General features: G+C 66.8%; 22 protein-coding genes. 11 read left to right on the top strand and 11 right to left on the bottom strand.

The window, feature by feature from the left end:
* Positions 1-7: 7 nt before the first annotated feature.
* Together AABF56_RS08890 and AABF56_RS08895 are read right to left on the bottom strand one after the other, a co-directional pair.
* A complete protein-coding gene (locus AABF56_RS08890) occupies positions 8-1,984 on the bottom strand; it encodes an OmpA family protein (RefSeq protein WP_272805651.1) in 1,977 nt (658 codons plus the stop codon).
* A 183-nt stretch (positions 1,985-2,167) separates the two neighbouring features.
* Complete coding sequence (locus AABF56_RS08895) at positions 2,168-4,342, bottom strand: OmpA family protein (RefSeq protein WP_272805652.1); 2,175 nt, start codon at positions 4,340-4,342, stop codon at positions 2,168-2,170.
* Positions 4,343-4,681: 339 nt separating this feature from the next.
* On the opposite strand from AABF56_RS08895, the gene AABF56_RS08900 reads away from it, so the two are divergent.
* The 4 genes from AABF56_RS08900 to AABF56_RS08915 all read left to right on the top strand — a co-directional run bounded on the left by AABF56_RS08900 (position 4,682) and on the right by AABF56_RS08915 (position 7,675).
* Entirely contained in the window at positions 4,682-5,464 is a 783-nt protein-coding gene (locus AABF56_RS08900) for an ABC transporter substrate-binding protein (RefSeq protein WP_272805653.1), read from the top strand.
* Between the two features lie 169 nt (positions 5,465-5,633).
* The gene (locus AABF56_RS08905) at positions 5,634-6,437 is read left to right on the top strand and encodes an ABC transporter permease (protein WP_244769621.1); all 804 of its coding nucleotides are present in this window, start codon (positions 5,634-5,636) and stop codon (positions 6,435-6,437) included.
* Positions 6,434-7,264 (top strand): ABC transporter permease, encoded by an 831-nt coding sequence (locus AABF56_RS08910; protein ID WP_272805654.1) that lies wholly within the window; start codon positions 6,434-6,436, stop codon positions 7,262-7,264. The genes AABF56_RS08905 and AABF56_RS08910 overlap by 4 nt, the downstream gene beginning before the upstream one ends.
* Positions 7,265-7,408: 144 nt before the next feature.
* The gene (locus AABF56_RS08915) at positions 7,409-7,675 is read left to right on the top strand and encodes an usg protein (protein ID WP_244769619.1); all 267 of its coding nucleotides are present in this window, start codon (positions 7,409-7,411) and stop codon (positions 7,673-7,675) included.
* A gap of 13 nt (positions 7,676-7,688) precedes the next feature.
* Here the strand turns inward: AABF56_RS08915 and AABF56_RS08920 are convergent, their stop codons facing one another.
* Positions 7,689-8,417 (bottom strand): DUF2270 domain-containing protein, encoded by a 729-nt coding sequence (locus AABF56_RS08920; RefSeq protein ID WP_398431444.1) that lies wholly within the window; start codon positions 8,415-8,417, stop codon positions 7,689-7,691.
* Between the two features lie 131 nt (positions 8,418-8,548).
* Between AABF56_RS08920 and AABF56_RS08925 the strand changes: the two genes are divergently transcribed.
* From AABF56_RS08925 to AABF56_RS08935, 3 genes are all read left to right on the top strand, one after another.
* On the top strand, positions 8,549-9,364 hold the full coding sequence (locus AABF56_RS08925; RefSeq protein WP_272805655.1) for a class I SAM-dependent DNA methyltransferase: 816 nt from the start codon (positions 8,549-8,551) through the stop codon (positions 9,362-9,364).
* Positions 9,365-9,528: 164 nt separating this feature from the next.
* A complete protein-coding gene (locus AABF56_RS08930; protein WP_272807474.1) occupies positions 9,529-10,419 on the top strand; it encodes an NAD(P)-dependent oxidoreductase in 891 nt (296 codons plus the stop codon).
* 1 nt (position 10,420) lies between these two features.
* Entirely contained in the window at positions 10,421-10,795 is a 375-nt protein-coding gene (locus tag AABF56_RS08935; protein WP_272805656.1) for a hypothetical protein, read from the top strand.
* Between the two features lie 27 nt (positions 10,796-10,822).
* On the opposite strand, the gene AABF56_RS08940 is transcribed toward AABF56_RS08935, so the two are convergent.
* From AABF56_RS08940 to AABF56_RS08950, 3 genes are all read right to left on the bottom strand, one after another.
* Entirely contained in the window at positions 10,823-11,311 is a 489-nt protein-coding gene (locus AABF56_RS08940; protein ID WP_064329937.1) for an Lrp/AsnC family transcriptional regulator, read from the bottom strand.
* Between the two features lie 66 nt (positions 11,312-11,377).
* A complete protein-coding gene (locus AABF56_RS08945) occupies positions 11,378-12,022 on the bottom strand; it encodes a uracil-DNA glycosylase family protein (protein WP_272805657.1) in 645 nt (214 codons plus the stop codon).
* Between the two features lie 81 nt (positions 12,023-12,103).
* On the bottom strand, positions 12,104-12,667 hold the full coding sequence (locus tag AABF56_RS08950) for a thermonuclease family protein (protein WP_272805658.1): 564 nt from the start codon (positions 12,665-12,667) through the stop codon (positions 12,104-12,106).
* Positions 12,668-12,941: 274 nt separating this feature from the next.
* On the opposite strand from AABF56_RS08950, the gene AABF56_RS08955 reads away from it, so the two are divergent.
* Positions 12,942-14,477: a sensor histidine kinase gene (locus tag AABF56_RS08955; RefSeq protein WP_244769613.1), complete on the top strand. Its 1,536-nt coding sequence runs from the start codon at positions 12,942-12,944 to the stop codon at positions 14,475-14,477.
* Positions 14,478-14,660: 183 nt separating this feature from the next.
* Here AABF56_RS08955 and AABF56_RS08960 read toward each other — a convergent pair whose 3' ends face one another.
* Together AABF56_RS08960 and cobT are read right to left on the bottom strand one after the other, a co-directional pair.
* Positions 14,661-15,038, bottom strand: a complete 378-nt coding sequence (locus AABF56_RS08960) for a diacylglycerol kinase (RefSeq protein WP_244769612.1) — start codon at positions 15,036-15,038, stop codon at positions 14,661-14,663.
* A gap of 100 nt (positions 15,039-15,138) precedes the next feature.
* A complete protein-coding gene (gene cobT, locus AABF56_RS08965; RefSeq protein WP_244769611.1) occupies positions 15,139-16,155 on the bottom strand; it encodes a nicotinate-nucleotide--dimethylbenzimidazole phosphoribosyltransferase in 1,017 nt (338 codons plus the stop codon).
* Between the two features lie 419 nt (positions 16,156-16,574).
* Between cobT and AABF56_RS08970 the strand changes: the two genes are divergently transcribed.
* From AABF56_RS08970 to AABF56_RS08980, 3 genes are read left to right on the top strand one after another with little or no spacing between them, the layout of a single operon-like run.
* Entirely contained in the window at positions 16,575-17,357 is a 783-nt protein-coding gene (locus AABF56_RS08970; protein WP_272805659.1) for an adenosylcobinamide-GDP ribazoletransferase, read from the top strand.
* A gap of 37 nt (positions 17,358-17,394) precedes the next feature.
* On the top strand, positions 17,395-17,616 hold the full coding sequence (locus AABF56_RS08975) for a DUF1289 domain-containing protein (RefSeq protein WP_244769609.1): 222 nt from the start codon (positions 17,395-17,397) through the stop codon (positions 17,614-17,616).
* On the top strand, positions 17,613-18,311 hold the full coding sequence (locus tag AABF56_RS08980) for a retropepsin-like aspartic protease family protein (protein WP_244769608.1): 699 nt from the start codon (positions 17,613-17,615) through the stop codon (positions 18,309-18,311). Before AABF56_RS08975 ends, AABF56_RS08980 begins: the two co-directional genes overlap by 4 nt.
* On the opposite strand, the gene AABF56_RS08985 is transcribed toward AABF56_RS08980, so the two are convergent.
* The 3 genes from AABF56_RS08985 to AABF56_RS08995 form a co-directional block, all read right to left on the bottom strand.
* Complete coding sequence (locus tag AABF56_RS08985) at positions 18,308-19,069, bottom strand: ABC transporter permease (protein WP_244769607.1); 762 nt, start codon at positions 19,067-19,069, stop codon at positions 18,308-18,310. The genes AABF56_RS08980 and AABF56_RS08985 overlap by 4 nt on opposite strands.
* Entirely contained in the window at positions 19,066-19,992 is a 927-nt protein-coding gene (locus AABF56_RS08990; protein ID WP_244769606.1) for an ABC transporter ATP-binding protein, read from the bottom strand. Before AABF56_RS08990 ends, AABF56_RS08985 begins: the two co-directional genes overlap by 4 nt.
* Positions 19,993-20,083: 91 nt before the next feature.
* Complete coding sequence (locus tag AABF56_RS08995; protein ID WP_272805660.1) at positions 20,084-20,905, bottom strand: sulfite exporter TauE/SafE family protein; 822 nt, start codon at positions 20,903-20,905, stop codon at positions 20,084-20,086.
* Positions 20,906-21,232: the final 327 nt, after the last annotated feature.

Here is a 21,232-nt window from a genome sequence, read left to right on the forward strand (position 1 = left end):
CGGCCGATCACTCGGCCATCGCCACCGGCTTCACCAGCGGGGTGACGCGGCGGATGGTGACGCGGCGGTTGAGCTGTTCGGCGGCGTCCGTGTCGATCTTCAGGAAGCGCTCGCCGTACCCCTGCGTGGCGAGGTTCTCCGGCGGGATCTCGTAGACGTCGGTCAGGACGTTGGCGACGGCCTCGGCGCGCTCGTCGGAGAGCACGAGGTTCGATTCGTCCGAGCCGACCGCATCCGTATGGCCCTCGATCAGGAAGGTCTCGCCGGGATCCTTGTCGAGGATCTCGTTCATCGCCTCGGCCACCCTGCGCAGCGTCGAGGCCTGGTTCATCGAGATCTCCGCCGAGCCCGTGGCGAAGGTGATCGTGTCGAGGTCGATACGGCGCACCTTGTCGCGGATACGGGCCGAATACTTCACCTCGTCGAGCGAATAGACACGCTCGACCGGCTCGACCGGGGGTCGTCCCAGGAAGTCGCGATAGTCGATGCTGTCTTCCGCGGACGTGTCGACGATATATTCATCGACCGGGATGGTCAGGCGCATCGGCGGCAGCCGCTCGCCGGGATCGACGAAGGTCGGCCGGCTGTCGCGGTCGATTTCCGGCGCGTAGAACATCACATATTCCCGGCCGCGGCGGTCGATGCGCGAGCGCTGGATGATTTCGCCGTAGCGGTTGCGGATGGTGACGACGCGGTCACCGTTCGGCCGCTCGATGACCTCGCGCACGCGGCCGTTCGGCAGATCCTCGTAATAGGTCTCCGTGGCGCGGCGCGACAGGCGGCGGCCGTCGTCGGAACGCACGATGATGCGGTCGCCGAAATTGATCACGAAGCGGTCGTCGACCTCGCGCTGGACGCGCCAGCCGTCGCGGTCCTCGTAGCGCGGCCGGCGGTCGCGGCGCTCGCCCCGCTCCCGGTCGCCCGGCTCGTAGCGGACGCGGTCACGCCCTTCCCAGCCGACCTGCGCATCGCGGTCGGATTCGGGAACGCGCACGCGCACGTCGCGGCGCTTCTCCTCGCGTTCGCGGCGCAGTTCCTCGCGCGAGCGGTCGCGGCGGTTGTCCCAGTCCTTGTCGCTGTCGAGAACCGCGGCACCGTCGATGAACGGCAGCTCGATCGTCCCGGTCGTGCGCGACGGGTCGCGGGCGATGCGCTCGCGCTCCTTGTCGCGCTCGCGGCGAGGACGCCCCGCCGTCTCGTCCGGGCGCTTGCGCTCCCGTTCGGCCTCGCGCTGGCGCTCCTCGCGGTTGCGCTGCCGCTCCTCGCCCTGGCGCTGCTCGTCGCGTTCGGCATCACGCTGGCGCTGGCGGCGTTCCTCGCGCGCCTTCTGCTGGTCGTCCTGCCGGCGCTGTTCCTCCCGCTCGGCGTCGCGCTGCTGCTTGCGGCGTTCCTCACGGGCGCGCTGCTGGTTCTCTTCCTGGCGCTGCTGGTCGCGCTCCGCATCGCGCTGGCGCTGGCGGCGCTCCTCGCGCGTCTTCTGCTGGTCGTCCTGCCGGCGCTGCTCCTCCCGCTCGGCGTCACGCTGCTTCTTGCGGCGTTCCTCGCGGTTGCGCTGCTGGTTCTCCTCCTGGCGCTGCTGGTCGCGCTCGGCGTCACGCTGGCGCTGGCGGCGTTCCTCGCGCGCCTTCTGCTGGTCGTCCTGCTGGCGCTGTTCATCGCGCTTGCGCTCGCGGCGCTCCTGGCGGGCGCGGTCCAGCTGTTCCTTGGCTTCGCGGTTGTTCTTGCCGCCACCGTCATCCTCGCGGTTGCGCTTGCGCTCCTGCCGGCCCTCGTTGCCGTTGCCCTGGTCCTCGCGGTTGCGGCGCTTGGGAATGAGCAGGTCGTCGCCGAACTGCCCTTCCTCGGCCTGCACCGGAACGACACGCGCCGGACCGGCCAGCGGCAGCACGGGCCGCATCATGGCGGCCTCGACCGGCTGCCAGATAAACGACAGCGAAGCGATGGGCAGGGCCACCGTTGCCAGAAGTCTTGTTCTCTTAAGCATTGGCGTTTCCTCGTTTGCCAGCGTTCGACGCTATTGCATCAGGGTTTGGGGCGAATTTGTGTTTCCGCGCAAGTCGCCCGCCTTCGTTATCAGACGCTAATTCATGTGAGATGAATCTGCGCTGAATGCGTGAGGGCCGCCGGCGGCTGCCGGCGGCCCTCACCTAAACGCATGAAGATGCGATCAGTTCGCCCGCGCCATGGGGCGCACCAGCGTCGTGACGCGGCGGATGGTGACGCGGCGGTTCTGCTGCTCGGCAATCTGCGTCTTCACCTTCAGGAAGCGCTCGCCATAACCCTGCGTCTGCAGGTTTTCCGGCGGAATGCCGTAGACGTCCGTCAGGAGGCTCGCGACCGATTCGGCCCGCTCGTCGGAGAGGACCAGGTTGGACTTGTCGGACCCCACGGCATCCGTATGGCCCTCGATCAGGAAGGTCTCGCCCGGATCCTTGTCCAGCACCTTCTGCATGGCCTCGGCGACGGAGCGCAGCGTGCGGGCCTGCGACATCGGCACGTCGGCGCTGCCGGTGGCGAAGGTGATCGTGTCGAGGTCGATGCGGCGCACCTTGTCGCGCAGGCGCGCGGAATGCTTCACCTCGTCGATCGTATAGACCCGCTCGACGCGCTCGACCGGCGGCTCCGCGAGGAAGTCGTAATAATCCCGGTCCGGATTGCTCGACGTGTCGATGATGTAGTCGCTGACGGGAATGCGCAGGCGCATCGGCGGCAGCTCGTAGCCGACGTCGATGAGGCCCGGACGCGGGGCGTCGCCCTGCAGCTCCGGTGCATAGACGAGGATGTATTCCCGTCCGTCACGGCCGACGCGCGAGCGCTGGATGATGTCGCCGTAGCGGTTGTAGATCGTCACGATCTGGACGCCGCCGGGACGCACGATCGTCTCGCGCACGCGCCCGCGGGCAAGGTTGTCGTAATAGACCTCTTCCGAATCACGGCGCAGGCGCGGGCGGTCGTCGCCGCGCACGATCAGCCGGTCTCCGGCCTCCAGCACCGTGCGGTTCTCGAAGCGCTCGACGACATTCACCTCGGTGACGCTGTTGTCGATCGTCGTGTTGTTGACGGTGTTGTTGTTGATGACCGTGTTGTTGATCACGGTGGTGTTGATGATGTTGGTCGTCTCCGGCACCGCGAAGTCGGGCGCCTCCTTCACGCGCTTGCCTTCTTCCTTGATCGCGGCCTCGATCCTGCCGGGCACGGCCTCGCGCACCTCCTCGGAAATCGTCGCCTGGGCGGCATCGTCGGTGTCGGGAACCGGCACGTCCTCCTCCTGCGCGCGCAATTCCTCGCGCTTCTTGCGGCGCTCTTCGCGGCTGGCCTGGCCGCCGGCATTGTCGGCGTCCTTGTCGCTGTCGAGCACGGCGGCCCCGTTCTCCACCGGCAGCACCACCGTCTCGTCGGTCGTGGCCGGATCCTCGGCGATTTCCTGCTTCTCCTCCTCGGTCATCGTCTCGACGACCTCCGGCACCGGCTCGGCCGCGGGCGTCTCGCCGGTCCCGGCCGTGGCGGGCTGGTCCGTGCCGGTTTCGGCCGGGCTTTGCTCGCCGGCGACCGCCGGCTGTTCCCCCTCGCCCGTCATCGGCTGGTCGCTTTCCCCGGTCGTCGCCTGGTCGCTTTCATCGGTCGCCGGCTGGCCGCTTTCACTGCTCGTCGGCTGGTCGCTCTCCCCGGTCATCGGCTGGTCGCCGGCCGTCGTTTCGGAGGTGCCGCCGTCCTGCTGCGCGGGCTGTTCGGCCTGCTCCTCCCCGGCCGGCTTCTGCTCGTCCTGCGCCTTCTGCTCTTCGGCGGCCTTGCCGTCGTCCGCCTGCCGCTGCTGTTCTTCCTCGGCGGTGCGCCGGGCCTCGTCCTCGGCAGCCTTCTCTTCGGCCGCGGCCTTCTCCGCCTCTTCGGCCGCCTTCTGCCCTTCGGCCTGGCGCTGCTCTTCTTCCGCGGCCGCGCGTTGGGCTTCCTCTTCGGCCGCCTTCTCTTCGGCTGCGGCCTTCTCGGCGTCTTCAGCCGCCTTCTGCTCCTCCGCCCGGCGTTGCTCCTCGTCCGCCGCCGCGCGCTGGGCGTCCTCGTCCGCGGCCTTCTGTTCGGCGGCGGCGCGTTCCGCCTCTTCGGCGGCCTTCTGTTCCTCGGCCTGGCGTTGCTGCTCTTCCTCGGCGGCGCGCTGCGCCTCGTCCTGCTGCTGTTGTTGCTGCTGCTGGAGCAGCAGCTCCTCTTCGCTCGGCTGGCCTTCGCCGGTGCTTTCCTGGGCAACCTCGAACGGCTTCATCAGGGCATCGGCCAGTGCCGGCGTCGCGATCAGCGCGGTCGACAGGACCGGCAGCGCCACGGTTGCGAAAAGTCTGGAGCGGAAAGTCATCGTTTTATCCTCACGGTGTCCCGTCTTGCTCTCTGGAGAGGGCCGCCCGGCGCTTCCGGCCGTTTACGTGCCCGTCACAGTCTTCAAAGGCCTAGCCATCGCCGCCTTAACCCCGCCTGAACGGCGCGCGGTGAGACGCGAGATAGGCCGCGCCCGCCGTCCGGCCAGAGGGGGCTTGCGAAATTGTCGGGGAAACCGGGCGGAAAGACGGCGCGAATCCAGTTGATTTTTGGGCGAAAACCGGTCGATTATCGGCGCCAAGCGGGCAACCCTTGCCCGCTTCACTTCAAGGCCCGGACAACAAGAAAAACCCGAGCGCCTTCAACAGAGAGGATCAACATGCGTATTTCCAAACGTTTCACGCTCGCAGCCTCGGCTGCGGTCATCGCCCTCTTCGCGTCCTCCGCGATGGCTGAAGGCGAGAAGATCGTGATCGGCACGGAAGGCGCCTACCCGCCCTTCAACAATCTCGAATCCGACGGCACGCTGACCGGCTTCGACATCGACATCGCCAAGGCGCTGTGCGAGGAGATGAAGGCCGAGTGCACCTTCGTCACGCAGGACTGGGACGGCATCATTCCGGCGCTCATCGCCAAGAAGTTCGACGCGATCATCGCCTCCATGTCGATCACCGCCGAGCGCAAGGAGAAGGTCGACTTCTCCAAGAAGTACTACAACACGCCGCCGGCCATCGTCGTGCCGAAGGATAGCGAGATCACGGAAGCCACCCCGGAAGCCCTTGCCGGCAAGGCGCTCGGCGCGCAGGGCTCGACGACCCACTCCAACTATGCCGAAGCGCATATGAAGGATGCCGAGGTCAAGCTGTATCCGACGGCCGACGAGTACAAGCTCGACATCGCCAACGGCCGCATCGACGCCGTCATCGACGACGTGGTGGTGCTCTCCGAATGGCTGAAGACCGACGACGGCGCCTGCTGCAAGCTGCTCGGCACGCTGCCGGTCGACCCGGTCATCAACGGCGAAGGCGCCGGCATCGCGGTGCGCAAGGGCGAAACGGCGCTGGCCGACAAGTTCACCGCGGCGATCGCGGCGATCCGCGCCAGCGGCAAGTACCAGGAAATCAACGCCAAGTACTTCCCGTTCGACGTCTACGGCGACTGATCCGCGGCGCATCCCTGTCATGCGGGTTTTTTCTGAACCCATCACCAGAATGCACGGGCGGGAGGGCTTGCTCTCCCGCTCCTTTTGTTTGAGAACGTGCAGATAAGAAAAGACGGATGCATCAGGCAGCCGGACAACAAGCGCAAGGCGCATCGGGGGTTCTTCTGGCATGAGCGGGTTCTTCGCCGCCATCGTCGAGGCGGTATCCGCATTTCTCGGGATCATCGATCCCCTCTGCGGACCGGTCGGCATCTTCAACCTTTTTGCGGGCGACACGCTGCTCGCCTGCGGCAATGCCGGATGGGGCGACGAGATCGCCTTCGGCTTCCTGGTGACGGCGAGCCTTGCCATCGCCACCCTGCCCGTCGGCCTCGTCATCGGCTTCTTCATCGCGCTGGCCAAGCAGTCGGAGGAAAAGTCGCTGCGGCTGTCGGCCAACATCTACACGACGCTGTTCCGCGGCCTGCCGGAGCTCCTGACGCTCTTCATCGTCTATTACGGCCTGCAGATCCTCGTGCAGAACCTGGCGGCCGCGCTCGGCTATGGCGGCGCGGTCGAGATCAACGCCTTCTTCGCCGGCATGATCGCGCTCGGCGTCGTCTTCTCCGCCTATTGCTCGGAAGTGCTGCTGTCGGCCTTCAAGGCCATTCCGCGCGGCCAGTACGAGGCGGGCTACGCGCTCGGCCTGCACCATGGCCGCACCATGCGCCTCATCGTGCTGCCGCAGCTCATCCGCGTCGCCCTGCCCGGCCTCGGCAATCTCTGGATGGCGCTCCTGAAGGACACCGCGCTCGTCTCGGTCATCGGCCTGCCGGATATCCTGCGCCAGACCGGCGTCGCCGCGCGCGTCACGAAGGAAGCCTTCCAGTTCTACGCCATCGCCTGCCTGCTCTTCCTCGTCCTCGCCTTCCTCTCCTCGCTGGTCTTCTCGGCGATCGAAGGCTGGGCAAAACGTTCGGAGGTCGCCCGATGAGCGTCGTCACCACCCTCATTCCGCCGCAGGCCCCGCCGGAAGCCCCGCCAAAGCCCTTCACCGCCGGCCGCTTCTTCGGCAACATCTTCATGGGCGTCTGGCTGGCGCTCACCGTCGGCGTCTTCCTGATGATCGTCGGCGGCTGGGATCCGGAAAAGTTCACCCGTTACGGGCCGAGCTACCTCTCCGGCCTCGGCGTGACGCTGCTGCTCGTCGGCCTCTCCGTCGTGCTCGGCGGCCTCATCTCTCTGCCGCTCGCCTTCGCGCGCATGTCGAAGAACCCGGTCTTCTCGTGGCTCGCCTACGGCTATGTCTACTTCTTCCGCGGCACCCCGCTGCTGACGCAGCTCTTCCTCGTCTATTACGGCCTCGGCAGCTTCTCCGCCGAATTGAAGGCCTGGGGCCTGTGGTGGTTCTTCCGCGACGCCTGGAACTGCGCGCTCCTGACCTTCACGCTCAACACCGCCGCCTACCAGGCCGAAATCCTGCGCGGCGCCATCGAGAGCGTGCCGCGCGGCCAGCACGAGGGCGCCGCCGCGCTCGGCCTGCCCAAGAAGGTCGCCTTCTTCAAGGTCGTCCTGCCGCAGGCGCTCATCGTCGCGCTGCGCCCCTATGGCAACGAGATCATCCTGATGATCAAGGGCTCGGCCATCGTCGCCATCGTCACGGTCTTCGACCTGATGGGCGAGACCCGCCGCGCCTTCTCGCGCACCTTCGACTACCAGGCCTATCTCTGGGCCGCGCTGCTCTATCTCCTCATGGTGGAGCTGCTGCGCAACCTCTGGGCCTGGCTGGAACTGCGCCTGACGCGCCACCTGAAGCGCTGAAACACCTGGCAGCACTCGCGCACGAGTGCTGCCAACACGCTGATTTCAAAGAAATATTCCCGCCTTGGGCCAAATTTAAACCTTTCATTAACCCTGCAGGCGCTCAATCATAGGGACCATCATTCATCACGCGATGAGGTCGCTATGACGAACGACATGGCAATGCAGCTCAAGGGCTACGGCATGACCACGGCCCAGATCCTCTACCGCATGCCGGATCATCCGCAGCTCCTGCAGACCTATATCTGGCAGCACTACGATCTCGCCCCGGAGTTCCCGGAGATGAAGAGCTTCCTGAAATTCTGGCAGGAGAAGCTGGACGGGCCGTTGCACTCGGTGCGCTACGTCCACCGCCGGCTGATCTCGGCGACGGAATGGCGTGCGCTGAAGGGCGAGTTCATTCTCAACTGAGGCGCAGCCATGATCAGACGTGCACGGACCCGTGCGCCAGCTCGCTGTCGGACATGTCCACCTTGAGCGAGAAGTAGAGGATGGCGACATAGAACAGCAGCACGAGGGCGATCACCACGCCGCCGGGCACCGGCCCGAGCGCCGCATTGGCGACCACGTGCTCGAAGGCGAGCGTCATGTCCTTGCCCGCCGTCGCCGGCCGCTGCATCATCGAGGACGAGATCTTCAGCGCCCAGGCGAGCAGCAGGATGAGGTAGAGCCAACAGTAGTTGCGCCGCAGCCGCCGGCAGGCCGCATCGCGGTAGCTGATCAGGAATTCCGGCTTGCGCAGGCTCTTGGCGATCGGCGCGGCCCAGTCGAGGTCCAGCGCGGCGCGCGGATTAAGGATCTCGGCGAAATAGAAGCGCTCGAGCTGGCGCACCCGCGCCCGGTAGACGTCGAAGAACCGGTAGCGCCGCGCCTCGATCATCAGGAGCAGCGAGACCAGCAGCATCGCGAAGAGCAGCACGCCATGGTGGGAGGTCGGCGTCGAGAGCGAGACCGACAACAGCGCCGCCACCACCGTGATCGCCCAGTTCGAGGTGCGGTCGATGCGGTCGCGCCAGCCGGCCATGCGCCCGAGCTCGCCGCGATAGTAGTGCACCATCGTGTTGATCGTCTCCATCGGCGTTGCGGGCAGCGCCGGACTGCCGGTCCGTTTCGTTTCGGTGGAGAGCGGGAAAGGGGGCGTATCGGCGGGCATGTCATTCCTCCCAATGGTCTTTTTGGTTTTGGGAAGAAGATCATGCGCCTCTTTCAGCAATTGATAAATGCCTATTTGCGCCCGAAAGGCGCCATTGCCAAAGCCCTGCCCGGGCCGTAAGAGACGCCTCCATGAAGAAGATCGACGAAGACGCGCTCGCGGAAGCCTACAACCGCGCCCTTTCGCTGGAAAAATCCGGCGATTTCGATGCCGCCGCCAAGGCCTATGCCGAGGTTCTGGCGCTCGATCCGGAAGACCATGGCGGCGCCGCCGTACGCCTTGCCGCGATGGGCCGCGGCGATACGCCGGAAAAGGCGCCCGACGCCTATGTCACCACGCTCTTCGACCAGCATGCCGAGGTCTTCGACAACGTGCTCGTCGACCAGCTCGGTTATTGCGTGCCGCTCACCGTGCGCCAGCGCTTCCAGGCGCTGGGGATGGGTCCGTTCAAGCGCGTGCTCGACCTCGGCTGCGGCACGGGGCTGACCGGCGGCGCGCTGCGCGACATGGCGGAGGACATCACCGGCATCGACCTCTCGGAGAACATGGTCGAGATCGCGCACGACAAGGATCTCTACGAGACGCTCTATGTCGCCGAGGCCGTCGATTTCCTCGACGACAACGACGACGAGCCCTTCGACCTCATCACCGCGACGGACGTGCTGCCCTATCTCGGCGCGCTCGAACCGCTGTTCTTCGGCGCGGCCGAAAACCTCGTGCCCGGCGGCCATTTCATCTTCTCCTCCGAGACCCTGCCCGACGAGACCTTCGCCGGCCGCCCCTTCATGGTCGGCCCGCACCAGCGTTTTGCCCATGCCGCCGCCTATGTCCGCCAGCGCTTAGAGGAGACCGGCTTCGACATCGTCGAGATCACCGACATCACGGTGCGCCTCGAAGAAGGCGAGCCCATCCCCGGCCATCTCGTGCTGGCGAAATACCGCGGCTGACGCGGCCGTTTGCGGATGACGACCGATCCTCGGGTCGAGCCCGAGCAGCATCACCCTCCCTCCGTCATCCTCGGGCTCGACCCGAGGATCCACCGGCGCACCCACCGCATCCGACGAGAAGCACTTTCCCAAAAACCGTTGATCCGCTACACCTCCTGCCAAGGATTGCAGGAGGTTACAGCATGGCAAAGGTTGCATTCATCGGTCTCGGCGTCATGGGCTATCCCATGGCGGGGCACCTCAAGGTCAAGGGCGGCCATGAGGTCGCGGTCTACAACCGCACCTTCGCCAAGGCGGAGAAATGGGCCGCCGAATTCGGCGGCAAGGCCTTCCGTACCCCGGCGGAAGCCGCCGAGGGTGCCGATTTCGTCTTCACCTGCGTCGGCAATGACGACGACCTGCGCTCCGTCACCATCGCCGAGGGCGGCGTCTTCGACGGCATGAAGCCCGGTGCCATCCTCATCGACAACACCACCGCCTCCGCCGAAGTCGCGCGCGAGCTCGACGCCGCGGCCCGCGAAAAGGGCTTCGCCTTCGTCGACGCGCCCGTCTCCGGCGGCCAGGCCGGCGCGGAAAACGGCGTCCTGACGGTCATGTGCGGCGGCGAGAAGGACACGTTCGACAAGGCGCGGCCGGTCATCGGCGCCTATGCCCGCATGGTCGGCCTGATGGGTCCGGCGGGGGCCGGCCAGCTTGCCAAGATGGTCAACCAGATCTGCGTCGCCGGCGTCGTGCAGGGGCTCGCCGAGGGCATCCATTTCGGCATGAAGGCGGGGCTCGACATGGAGGCGGTCATCGAGGTCATCTCCAAGGGCGCGGCCGGCTCCTGGCAGATGGACAACCGCCACAAGACGATGATCGCCGGCAAGTACGACTTCGGCTTCGCCATCGACTGGATGCGCAAGGACCTCGGCATCGTGCTTTCGGAAGCCCGCCTCAACGGCGCGAAACTGCCCGTCACAGCGCTGATCGACCAGTTCTACGGCGACGTGCAGGACATGGGCGGCAACCGCTGGGACACGTCCTCGCTGCTCGCGCGCCTTCAGGGGAAATGACGTGGCGCTCCGCCGCGCCCTCCTCGCCCTGACCGCCGGGGCCGCGCTTGCCGCCCCGGCGCTGGCGGACGACGCGGGCCGGCAGGCGCTCGCCGCCGCCCTGCACGGCAAGATCGCCGCGTGCTGGCTGCTGCCCGCGGACCTGCCGGACCATGTGCAGGCGGTCCGGGTGAAATTCTCCCTGACGGAAGCGGGCGAACTCGACGGCTCTCCGGCAATCGACGGCCCGGTCGGCGGCGATGCCGCGACAAAAACCTTCGCCGCCAGCACGGTGCGCGCGGTCGTGCGCTGCGCGCCCTTTGCCGGGCTGGCGAAGCTTGCGCCCTATGGCGCCTGGAAGACGGTGGTCGTGACCTTCAAGCGGCCGGATTCCTGAAAGCCCGGCCGCAGCGGCGCAAAGCGCCTATTCCTCGCCGCTCTTCTGGTTGTCCACGACCATGTAGTCGAGCGGCAGCTCGGTCGTGTACTTGATCTGCTCCATCGCGAAGGCCGAGGAGACGTCGCGGATCTCGATACGGGCGATCATGCGCTTGTAGAAGGCGTCATAGGCGGCGATATCGGGCACGACGACGCGCAGCAGGTAATCCACCTCGCCGCTCATGCGGTAGAATTCCACCACTTCGGGGAATTCGACGATCACCTCGGAAAAGCGCTTCAGCCATTCCGTGGAATGGGCGTTGGTGCGGATCGACACGAAGACCGTGACCTTGGTGTTGATCTTGACCGGATCGAGCAGCGCGACGCGCTTGCGGATCACGCCGTCCTCTTCCATCTTCTGGATGCGCCGCCAGCAGGGCGTGGTCGAGAGCCCCACCTTCTTGGCGAGATCGGCCACGGCGAGCGTGGAATCTTCCTGCAAGAGGCGCAGGATTTTGCGGTCCAGACGGTCCATTGACTTCCCCTACGAAATTTAATTCCCTCATATACCGCGATTGCAGCAAATTGAAAGAATTGCATTTCATTCCGTAAGGGTTTTCACCCGCTTTCGCAACTCGGGCAGAACCTCCGCCTCGAACCACGCATTGCGCTTCAGCCAGCCGGTGTTGCGCCAGCTCGGATGCGGCAGCGGCAGCACGGCCGGCCCCGCGTTGCGATGGAGGTGCCGGCGCCAGTCGCGCACCGTCTCCGTCATGCTGGCGGCCTTCGCCGCCCCCAGATGCCAGGCCTGGGCATATTGGCCGATCGCCAGCACCAGGTCGATCTGCGGCATGGCGGCGATCGCCCGGGCGCGCCAGAGCGGCGCGCATTCGCGCCGCGGCGGCAGGTCGCTGCCATGGGCGTCGTAGCCCGGGAAACAGAGGCCCATCGGCACGATGGCGAATTTCCGCGGATCGTAGAATTCTTCGCGCGTCACGCCGAGCCAGTCGCGCAGCCGGTCGCCGGACGCGTCGTTGAACGGCAGGCCGCTTTCATGCACCCGCAGCCCCGGCGCCTGGCCGGCGATCAGGATGCGCGCGGCATCGGAGAGGACAGCGACGGGCCGCGGCTCGTGCGGCAGCCGGTCCCGGGGCCCCTTCGCCGGCGCGTCGCGACAGAGCCGACAGGCCGTAATCGCCGCGCCAAGGGCGGCAATCGCGCCGTCGGGTTCCGCATCGTCCATCATGCGTCCGTTCTAAAGCAATTCCCGCAAAGGTGCGAAGCGGTTTTGCGCCCGGAAGCGCGGCGAAACAAAAGGTTGGAATGCCTAAAGCCCGAAAACGCGCAGAATCCCGTCGAGGATGCCCGGCTCCGCATCGTGCACATCTTCCTGCGGCCGGCCGTTCGTCCTGCGCCATTGCTGCGGCATGTCGAATTCCGCCCCCCACAGGCCCTTGCGCTCCGCCCGCGCGAACTGCTCCTCGTCCTCATAGCTGCCATAGGCGACCGCGAGCCCCTCGCGCACCATGCGCGCGCCGAGATCGCCCGCCGTGTTCTCGCAGCGCGCCAGCCAGCGGTCGTATTTGTCCGTGCCCTGCGTCCGGCAGGTGATCGGTCCTTCGCGCAGCAGCTCGGCAAGGCGCGAGCGCGCGGCGGCGCCGCAGCGCCAGTCCGCGCCGTCGCGCCGGCAGGTCTGCGTCAGCTCGGGCGAGTCCATGCCGACGAGCCGGATGCGGTGGCCGTCGAGCGTCAGCGTGTCGCCGTCCGCCGCCCGCGCCGCGCCGGTGAAGGTCTCGCCGCCACCGCCGCCGACGCGCACCACGATCAGCGCCGTCAGCGCCAGGATCGCCATCGCCACGCCGACATCGCGCGCCCGCCTGGTAAGCCCCATGGAATTCCGTTCCTCGCGAAGGGCGGTTCCGGCAAAGGCGCGCGCGGGCAGCCAGCCTCCGGAACCGCGTAAAATGAAAGAGATAGGGTGTTTTCGCGATTCGGAGAAAGGCGCAAATACCCCGGCGTCATGCCGTTACGTCACGATGGTGGCGCGCTGCCGGCGGGCTGTTCCGGAAAATGCCGGAATGGTTCGCAAATGGTTTATGCGCGGCAGCATCTTCTTAAGGATTCCCCCCTAGAATTCAACGCCGTCCGCAACAGTTGCAATCGTGATGAGTACCGGCGTCAGTACATCGACCGACAAGATCATCGTCGACAAGTCGCGCAGCCATAGAAACAAGGCTGTTTCGCGCACCGTCCGCGCGACCCGGGAACGCCTGCAGACCGCCACGGGCATCGCGCCCGGCTTCGAGCGCGAGATGCTGCAGCTGCACGTCGCCTCCGCCGCCCAGAGCGCGCTCGCCATTCCCGTCGTGGTCATGCTGATCGCCGCCGTCGGCGTCTACCTCACGCAGGAAGTCGGCCTCGTCGCCTGGGGGATCCTGGCCCTCAGCGTGCATGCGCTCGGCATGATCGTCGCCCGCAGGGCGCGCGCGCAGGAGATCACCGCCGACAACACCCGCCGCTGGCAGCGCGTCTTCCTCGCCGCCCAGGTCGCCATGGGCCTCACCTGGGCCGCCTTCTCCCTGCAGACCTGCGGCCCGTGCGGCGAGGTCACCTTCGATTTCTACAAGGGCTCGGCCCTGCTCGTGGCGCTGGCCGTCACCGCCATCAGCACCTTGATGCTGCGCCATGCGGTGCTCTATGCCTTCCTGCCGACGGTCGTCGCGCTCTCCGTCTCGGCCCTGCTGCGCCCCGACCCCGCGACCTTCGGCATGGCGGCGATCATCTCCGCCGCGCTGATCTTCCTCATCTTCATGACGAACCGCCTGCGCCACACCAGCGCGCAGCTGCTTTCCTCGCAATCGGAGAAGGACGACCTGATCGCCGAGCTGGAAGTGGCCAAGTCCATGTCGGACGAGGCGCGCCGGCGCGCCGAAGAGGCGAACCTTGCCAAATCCCGCTTCCTCGCCTCCATGTCGCATGAGCTGCGCACGCCGCTGAACGCCATCCTCGGCTTCTCCGAGGTCATGTCGACCGAGGTGCTCGGGCCGCTCAGCAACCCGGTCTACAAGGAATACACCTCCGACATCCACCGCTCCGGCCAGCACCTGCTCAACCTCATCAACGAGATCCTCGACCTCTCGCGCATCGAGGCCGGCAAATACGACCTGTCGGAGGACAGCGTGCATCTCGTCGATATCGCCGAGGACTGCATCGGCATGGTGCAGCTGCGCGCCCGGGCGAAGAACATCACCATTTCCGAGCAGGTCGAAGGCGACATGCCGGCCGTCTGGGCGGACGAGAAGGCCCTGCGCCAGGTCATCCTGAACCTCTTATCGAATGCCGTGAAGTTCACGCCCCAGGGCGGCGAGATCCTCGTCAAGGCGGGCTGGACTGCCGGCGGCGGCCAGTACATCTCGATCAAGGACAACGGCCCCGGCATCCCGGAGGAGGAGATCCCCGTCGTGCTCTCCGCCTTCGGCCAGGGCTCCATCGCCATCAAGAGCGCCGAACAGGGCACCGGCCTCGGCCTGCCGATCGTCCAGGCGATCCTCGCCAAGCACAATGGCGAGTTCATCCTGAAATCCAGGCTGCGCGAGGGCACCGAGGCCATCGCCATCCTGCCGGCCAAGCGCGTGCTGCAGAGCCTGCCCGCCGTCACCGAGACCCAGGCCGTCGCCCCGCGCAAGAAGAGTTTTGCCTGAGACGATCGCAGCGATGCGGCTCGCAGATCCTCGGGTCGAGCCCGAGGATGACAGCGGGGACGATAGGCTGTGCGATCATGGAACCGGTGCGGCATGGGGAAGCGCCGTCATGGACAGCCACCCCTATCTTCTTTCGTCATCCTCGGGCTCGACCCGGGGAGCCTTGAGCCTGCCCGAAACCGCTCAGATGAACTGCGACACCACCACATAGCCGGCATAGACGGCATTGGCGGTGATCAGGCAGAAGACGGCGAAGGAGCCGAGGTCCTTCGAGTGCTTGCCCATCTCCGAGATTTCCGGCGAGACGCGGTCGACGATCTCCTCGATCGCCGTGTTGAGCGCCTCGAAGGCGATCATCAGGAGGAAGAGGATCGCCATGGCAACGTACTGGAAGAACGAGGCGCCGACCACGGTGAACAGCACCATGGCGACGCCGAAGGCGATCAGCTCGTGGCGGAAGGCGGATTCACCGAGCAGCCGCCGCGCGCCGGCCGCCGAATAGGTCGCGGCCGCGAACAGGTGGCTGATGCCCGTCTTCTTCTCGATTGGTGCCTGACCCATTCCCGCAATCCCGTTGTCGCCGCTCTCATGAAACACGCCCGTGTGACGGGCGTGCCTCGAGGTCTCAATCCTGCCATTGAGGCTTTTTGCCGGCCGCCCGTTACGTCCGGTTGCTGACGCCCGCCTGAACGAAGGTCGCCATGCCCGAATGGCAGGCGGCCGCCGCCTTGACGATGCCGGCGGCAAGCGCCGCGCCGGTGCCCTCGCCGAGCCGCATGCCGAGCGCCAGCAGCGGCGTCTTGCCGAGCTTCTCGATCGACTTCAGGTGCCCCGGCTCGGCCGAGACATGGCCGATCAGGCAATGGTCGAGCGCCGCCGGATTGGCCGCGCGCAGGATCGCGCCGGCCGCCGTCGCCACATAGCCGTCGAGGATGACGGGGATCTTCTGCATGCGGGCGGCGAGGATCGCGCCGGCCATGGCGGCGATCTCCCGGCCGCCGAGGCGGCGCAGCACTTCGAGCGGGTCGGAAAGATGCGCGCGGTGCAAGTCGACGGCCTTCTTCACCGCCGCCACCTTGCGCTCCAGCACCGCGCCTTCCGAGCCGGTGCCGGGCCCGACCCATTCCTCCGCCGTGCCGCCATAGAGCGCCAGGTTGATCGCCGCGGCGATCGTCGTGTTGCCGATGCCCATCTCGCCGATGCACAGGAGGTCCGTGCCGCCGGCGACGGCCTCCATGCCGAAGGCCATGGTGGCGGCGCAGTCGCGCTCGGAGAGCGCCGCCTCCTCCGTGATGTCGGCGGTCGGGTAGTCGAGCGCGAGGTCGAAGACCTTGAGGCCGAGATCGTGCGTCACGCAGATCTGGTTGATCGCCGCGCCGCCGGCCGCGAAATTCTCCACCATCTGCGCGGTGACGGAGGACGGATAGGGCGTGATGCCCTGCTGGGTGACGCCGTGATTGCCGGCGAAGATGGCGACCAGCGGGCGCGTCACGGCCGGCGGACGGCCGGTCCAGGCGGCGAGCCAGAAGGCGATCTCCTCCAGCCGGCCGAGCGCGCCCGGCGGCTTGGTGAGCTGCCTGTCGCGTTCGCGCGCCGCCACCAGCGCGGCCGAATCGGGACCGGGCAGGTTGCGCAGCAATTCACGAAAATCATCGAACGGCAGGCCGCTGGCACTCATCTTGGGGAATTCCTTAAGTTTCGGCTTTCAAAGGCGGGTGTTTGGTGTCTCCTAATAGAGGCAGGGCGCGAATCCGACAACCGCATTTGCGGCGGCCGGCGCCGCGTTTTGCGGATGGGACGTCTGGCGGCGTGCCGTGCGGGTGGATCCTCGGGTCAAGCCCGAGGATGACGGAGGAGAGGAAGGGCCAGGACGGTCCGGAGACTTGTGCAGGCATGGGCAGGAACGGGCAGGCTGGCGGCAGAGGTGAGCGCGGTCCAGGCGTCCGCAAGCGGTCCGGGAGCACACAAGCGTCCGAAGCGGCCTTACAGCGGTCGCGGCATCGCTTTTGTCGCCGACCGCCCCCCTCCTCCGTCATCCTCGGGCTTGACCCGAGGATCCATCCGTACGGCACCCCCTTTCCATTAACGGGGACTCACTTGGCCATTCAGGACTACATCGACGACACCGCCCGCTCGGTCGCCTTCCTCTCGCGCGTGCCGGTGCCGCAGCGCCACTTCATCGGCCATGACGGGCGGCTGTCGCGCGCCGTGCGCGCCTTCCCGCTGGCCGGTATCCTGATCGTGCTGCCTGTCGCCGCCCTTGCCGCCCTCCTCTCGGCCCTCCATGCGCCGCCGCTGCTCATCGCCTTCGCCACGCTCGCCGCCCAGGTCCTCGTCACGGGCGCGCTGCACGAGGACGGGCTTTCCGACAGCGCCGACGGCATCGGCGGCGGGCGGGACCGCGAGAGCGCGCTCGCCATCATGAAGGACAGCCGCATCGGCTCCTATGGCGCCGTCGCGCTGATCCTCTCCTTCGGGCTGCGCGCCGCGGCCATCGCCGCCCTTGCCACCACCCTCCCCCCGTCCGGCCTCGGCATGGCGCTGCTTGCCGTCGCCGCGGCCAGCCGCACCGCCATGGTCTGGCACTGGTCGCTGCTGCCGCCCGCCCGGCAGGGCGGCGTCGCCGCCTCGGTCGGCGAGCCGGACGGCGGCGCGACGACCGTCGCGCTTGCAAGCGGCATCCTCCTTGCCGCCGCCCTCCTCTTGCCGCACGGCGGCGTGCTCTCCCTCGGGCTGGCGCTCGTCCTCGCCGTCGCCGCCGTCATCGCCTTCAACCGCGCCGCCCTCGGCAAGATCGGCGGGCATACGGGCGATACGATCGGCGCCACGCAGCAGCTCGCGGAAATGTCAGTGCTCTTCGCCCTTGCCTTGGCGCTCTGACCTGCCGATATAGGAAGGACAATTTTCGGGAGCCGCGATGGAATCGCCCTGCATCCTCGTCTGTTCGATCGACATGGTGACCGGCTACTGCTTCGGTTGCGGCCGCACGCGCGATGAAATCGGCGCCTGGACGCTCTATTCGTCCGATGAGCGCCGCGCCATCATGGCCGAGCTGCCGGCCCGCCTCGCCACCGTCGAGCGCAAGCCGCGGCGCGAGACCCGCCGCGCCCGCATGGCCCGGGAGCGCGACGAAGCATGAGGCTCTACGTCCTTCTCGGCATCCTCGCCGTCGGCCTCGGCGCCCTGATCCTCAACCATGACAACGGCCGCACGATGGGCATGGACAACAACGATTTCGGCCGCCTCGTCACGCTGTCGGCGCTTGCCACGATGATGGCGGCGGGTGTTCTGGCCGGGCGCCGGCAATGGGGCGAAAGCATACGCCAGGCCGGCATCTGGCTCCTGATCATGCTCGCGCTCGCCGCCGGCTACCTCTACCGCTTCGACCTGCAGGAGGTCGGCAACCGGCTCACCGCCGGCCTCATCCCCGGCCGCGCGGTGGTGACGACGGGCGCCGACGGCGAGCAGATCCTCGTCATCCACAAGGGCGTCTCCGGCCATTACGAGGCCGACGTGACGATCGACGGCACGCCGCTGCGCATGCTGGTCGATACCGGCGCCAGCTCCGTCGTGCTGTCCTACGAGGACGCCATGCGCCTCGGCATCAACCCGGACAACCTCGTCTTCTCCATCGACGTCTCCACCGCCAACGGCCGGGCGCTAGCCGCGCCCGTCACGCTGCGCCAGGTCGCGATCGGCCCCATCCTGCGCGGCGCCATCCGCGGCATGGTCACGGAACAGGGCCGGCTGGAACAGAGCCTGCTCGGCATGAGCTTCCTCGAAACGCTCGGCTCGATCGAGATCACGCGCGACGAACTGCGGCTGAAGGACTAGTTCTTCAGCTTGTAGCCCGTCTTGAAGATCCAGGCCGTGATCGTCAGGCACACCGCCAGGAAGCCGAGCACCGTCACGAGGCTGACGACGGGGCTCACGTCGGCGATCTCGTAGAAGCTCCAGCGGAAGCCGGAGACGAGGTAAAGCACCGGATTGAAGTGGCTCACCGCCTGCCAGAAGGGCGGCAGCATGTCGATCGAATAGAAGCTGCCGCCGAGGAAGACCAGCGGCGGGATGATCAGCATCGGGAAGAGGTTGAGCTGCTCGAAGTCCTTCGCCCAGATGCCGATCATGAAGCCGAACAGGCTGAAGCTGACGGCCGTCAGCACGAAGAACAGCACCATCATGAACGGATGCCTGATCGAGATGTCGACGAAGAGCGAGGCGGTGACGAGGATGATCGTGCCGACGATCAGCCCCTTGGTCGCCGCCGCGCCGACATAGCCGATGACGATCTCGAGCGTCGAGATCGGCGAGGACAGGATCTCGTAGATCGTGCCGGTGAACTTCGGGAAGTAGATGCCGAAGGAGCCGTTGCCGATGCACTGGTTGAGCAGCGTCAGCATGATGAGGCCGGGCGCGATGAAGGCACCGTAGGAAACGCCCTGGATTTCCTGCATGCGCGAGCCGATCGCCGCGCCGAAGACGATGAAGTAGAGCGAGGTGGTGATGACGGGCGACACGATGCTCTGCAGCAGCGTGCGGCGCGTGCGCGCCATCTCGAATGCGTAGATGGACTTGATCGCCTCGATGTTCATCGGCCCTCTCCCACCAGTTCCACGAAAATGTCTTCCAGCGAACTCTGCTCGGTGGAGATGTCCCTGACCCGAAGCCCCGCCTGCGACAGCGCGGAAAGGAGCGAGGAAATGCCGGTGCGCTCGCCGGAGGCATCGAACTCGTAGACGAGCTGTCCGCCGCCCTCGGCCAGCGTCACCCCATAGGACGACAGCGCATCGGGCACCGCCGTGAGCGGCTCGGCCAGTTCCACGGTCATCTGCTTGCGGCCGAGCTTCGCCATCAGCGCCTTCTTGTCCTCGACCAGCAGGATCTGCCCGTGGTTGATGACGCCGATCCGGTCGGCGATCTCCTCGGCCTCCTCGATATAGTGCGTCGTCAGGATGATGGTGACGCCGGAGGCGCGCAGGCGCTCGACGAGCTGCCACATGTCCTTGCGCAGCGAAACGTCGACGCCCGCCGTCGGCTCGTCGAGGAACAGCACCTTCGGCTCGTAGGACAGCGCCTTGGCGATCAGCACGCGCCGCCGCATGCCGCCGGAAAGGTGGCGCAGCATCGTGTCCTTCTTGTCGTAGAGCGAGAGGTCGCGCAGGATGCGCTCGATCAGCGCCGGGTTCGGCGGACAGCCGTGCAGGCCGCGCGAGAAGGCGACCGTGTTCCACACCGTCTCGAAGGCGTCGAGCGTCAGCTCCTGCGGCACGAGGCCGATGATCGCGCGGGTCTTGCGATAGTCGGTGAGGATGTCGCTGCCGGCCACCGTCACCGAGCCGCCGCTCGGCGTGACGATGCCGCAGATGATCGAGATCATCGTCGTCTTGCCGGCACCGTTCGGTCCGAGCAGCGCGAGGATCTCGCCCTCCTCGATGTCGAGATCGACGCCCTTGAGCGCCTGGAACCCCGATGCGTAGCTCTTGGTGAGATTGCGAATGGAAACGATGGGCGCCATGGGAGGTCCGAAGAGAGGGATTTCATGCGGAAGGACACCCTATATGGCGTGCCCTTCGCCGATTTTCACCCTGAGGGCGCAAAAAAGTCGCTCAGCCGTAGATGCTGGCGAGAAAGCGCAGCGAGACGAGGATGAGGAAGATGCCGAAGCCGATCTCGAGCTGCCGCTTGCTCATCGAATGCGCCAGCCGCACGCCCCATGGCGTGACGATGAGCGCGATCGGCACGATGAGCGCGACGGCGACCCAGTTGATGAAGCCGGTGGAGAACGGCGGCAGGCCCGGTTCGCCCCAGCCGGCCCAGATATAGCCGACGATGCCGGGGATGGAGATCAGCACGCCGACGCCGGAGGAGGTCGCCACCGCCTGGTGGATCGGCCGGCCGAAGGAGGTCATGTAGGTGTTGTTCAGCACCCCGCCGCCGATGCCCATCAGGCCGGAAAGCGTGCCGATGACGACGCCCGCCACCTGGTTGCCGATGCCCGTCGGCAATTCGTTGCCGACCCGCCAGGTATCGCGGTTGAACAGCATGCGCAGCGCGACCAGCAGCGCGATGGCGACGAAGACGAGGCGGAGGCCGACGCTGGAGATCACCGCCGCGATGACCGAGGCGAGGATGGCGCCGAAGGGCAGCGCGACGAGCCAGCTCTTCAGGAGGTCCGTGTCGACCGCGCCGCGCAGCCGGTGCGCGGTGAAGGAGCGGATCGAGGTCGGCACGATGATGGCGATGGAGGTGCCGATGGACAGGTGCATGCGCACCGCCTCCGGCACGTCGAGATAGCCGAACACCTGGTAGAAGACCGGCACGAGGATCGCCCCACCGCCGATGCCGAAGATGCCGGCGAGCAGGCCGGACACGACACCCGCCGCGACGAGCGCGAGCGCGAAGAGGGCAAGATCGGCGACGGACGGCATGGCAGGCTCCAGGGGATCCGCCAGGACGGCGGCGACTCGCGGGAATTTCGCATTTGCGAAAGCCGCACTGTCATCAAACCGTGACCCATTTCAACCATTGTCTCACGCGAGGCCGCCCGGAACGCCCTTGCACCCCGCTCTCCAGGCGTTTCCATTGCCCTGCGCGCAGCGGCCTTGCTCCCGACCCTGAGGGAGCGATCGGCGGTTCCCATCCGCCCGCTTCCTCCGCGGAAGCCCGCCTTGCATCTTCGCCGGTCCGCGCCGGCGCCGGTGATGGAATGTGACGTTCCAGGCAGCCGCACCCTACGCGCTGCCACCCCTTTTCGA

This window comes from Shinella sp. WSC3-e (assembly GCF_945994535.1).
Taxonomy (GTDB): Bacteria; Pseudomonadota; Alphaproteobacteria; order Rhizobiales; family Rhizobiaceae; genus Shinella; species Shinella yambaruensis.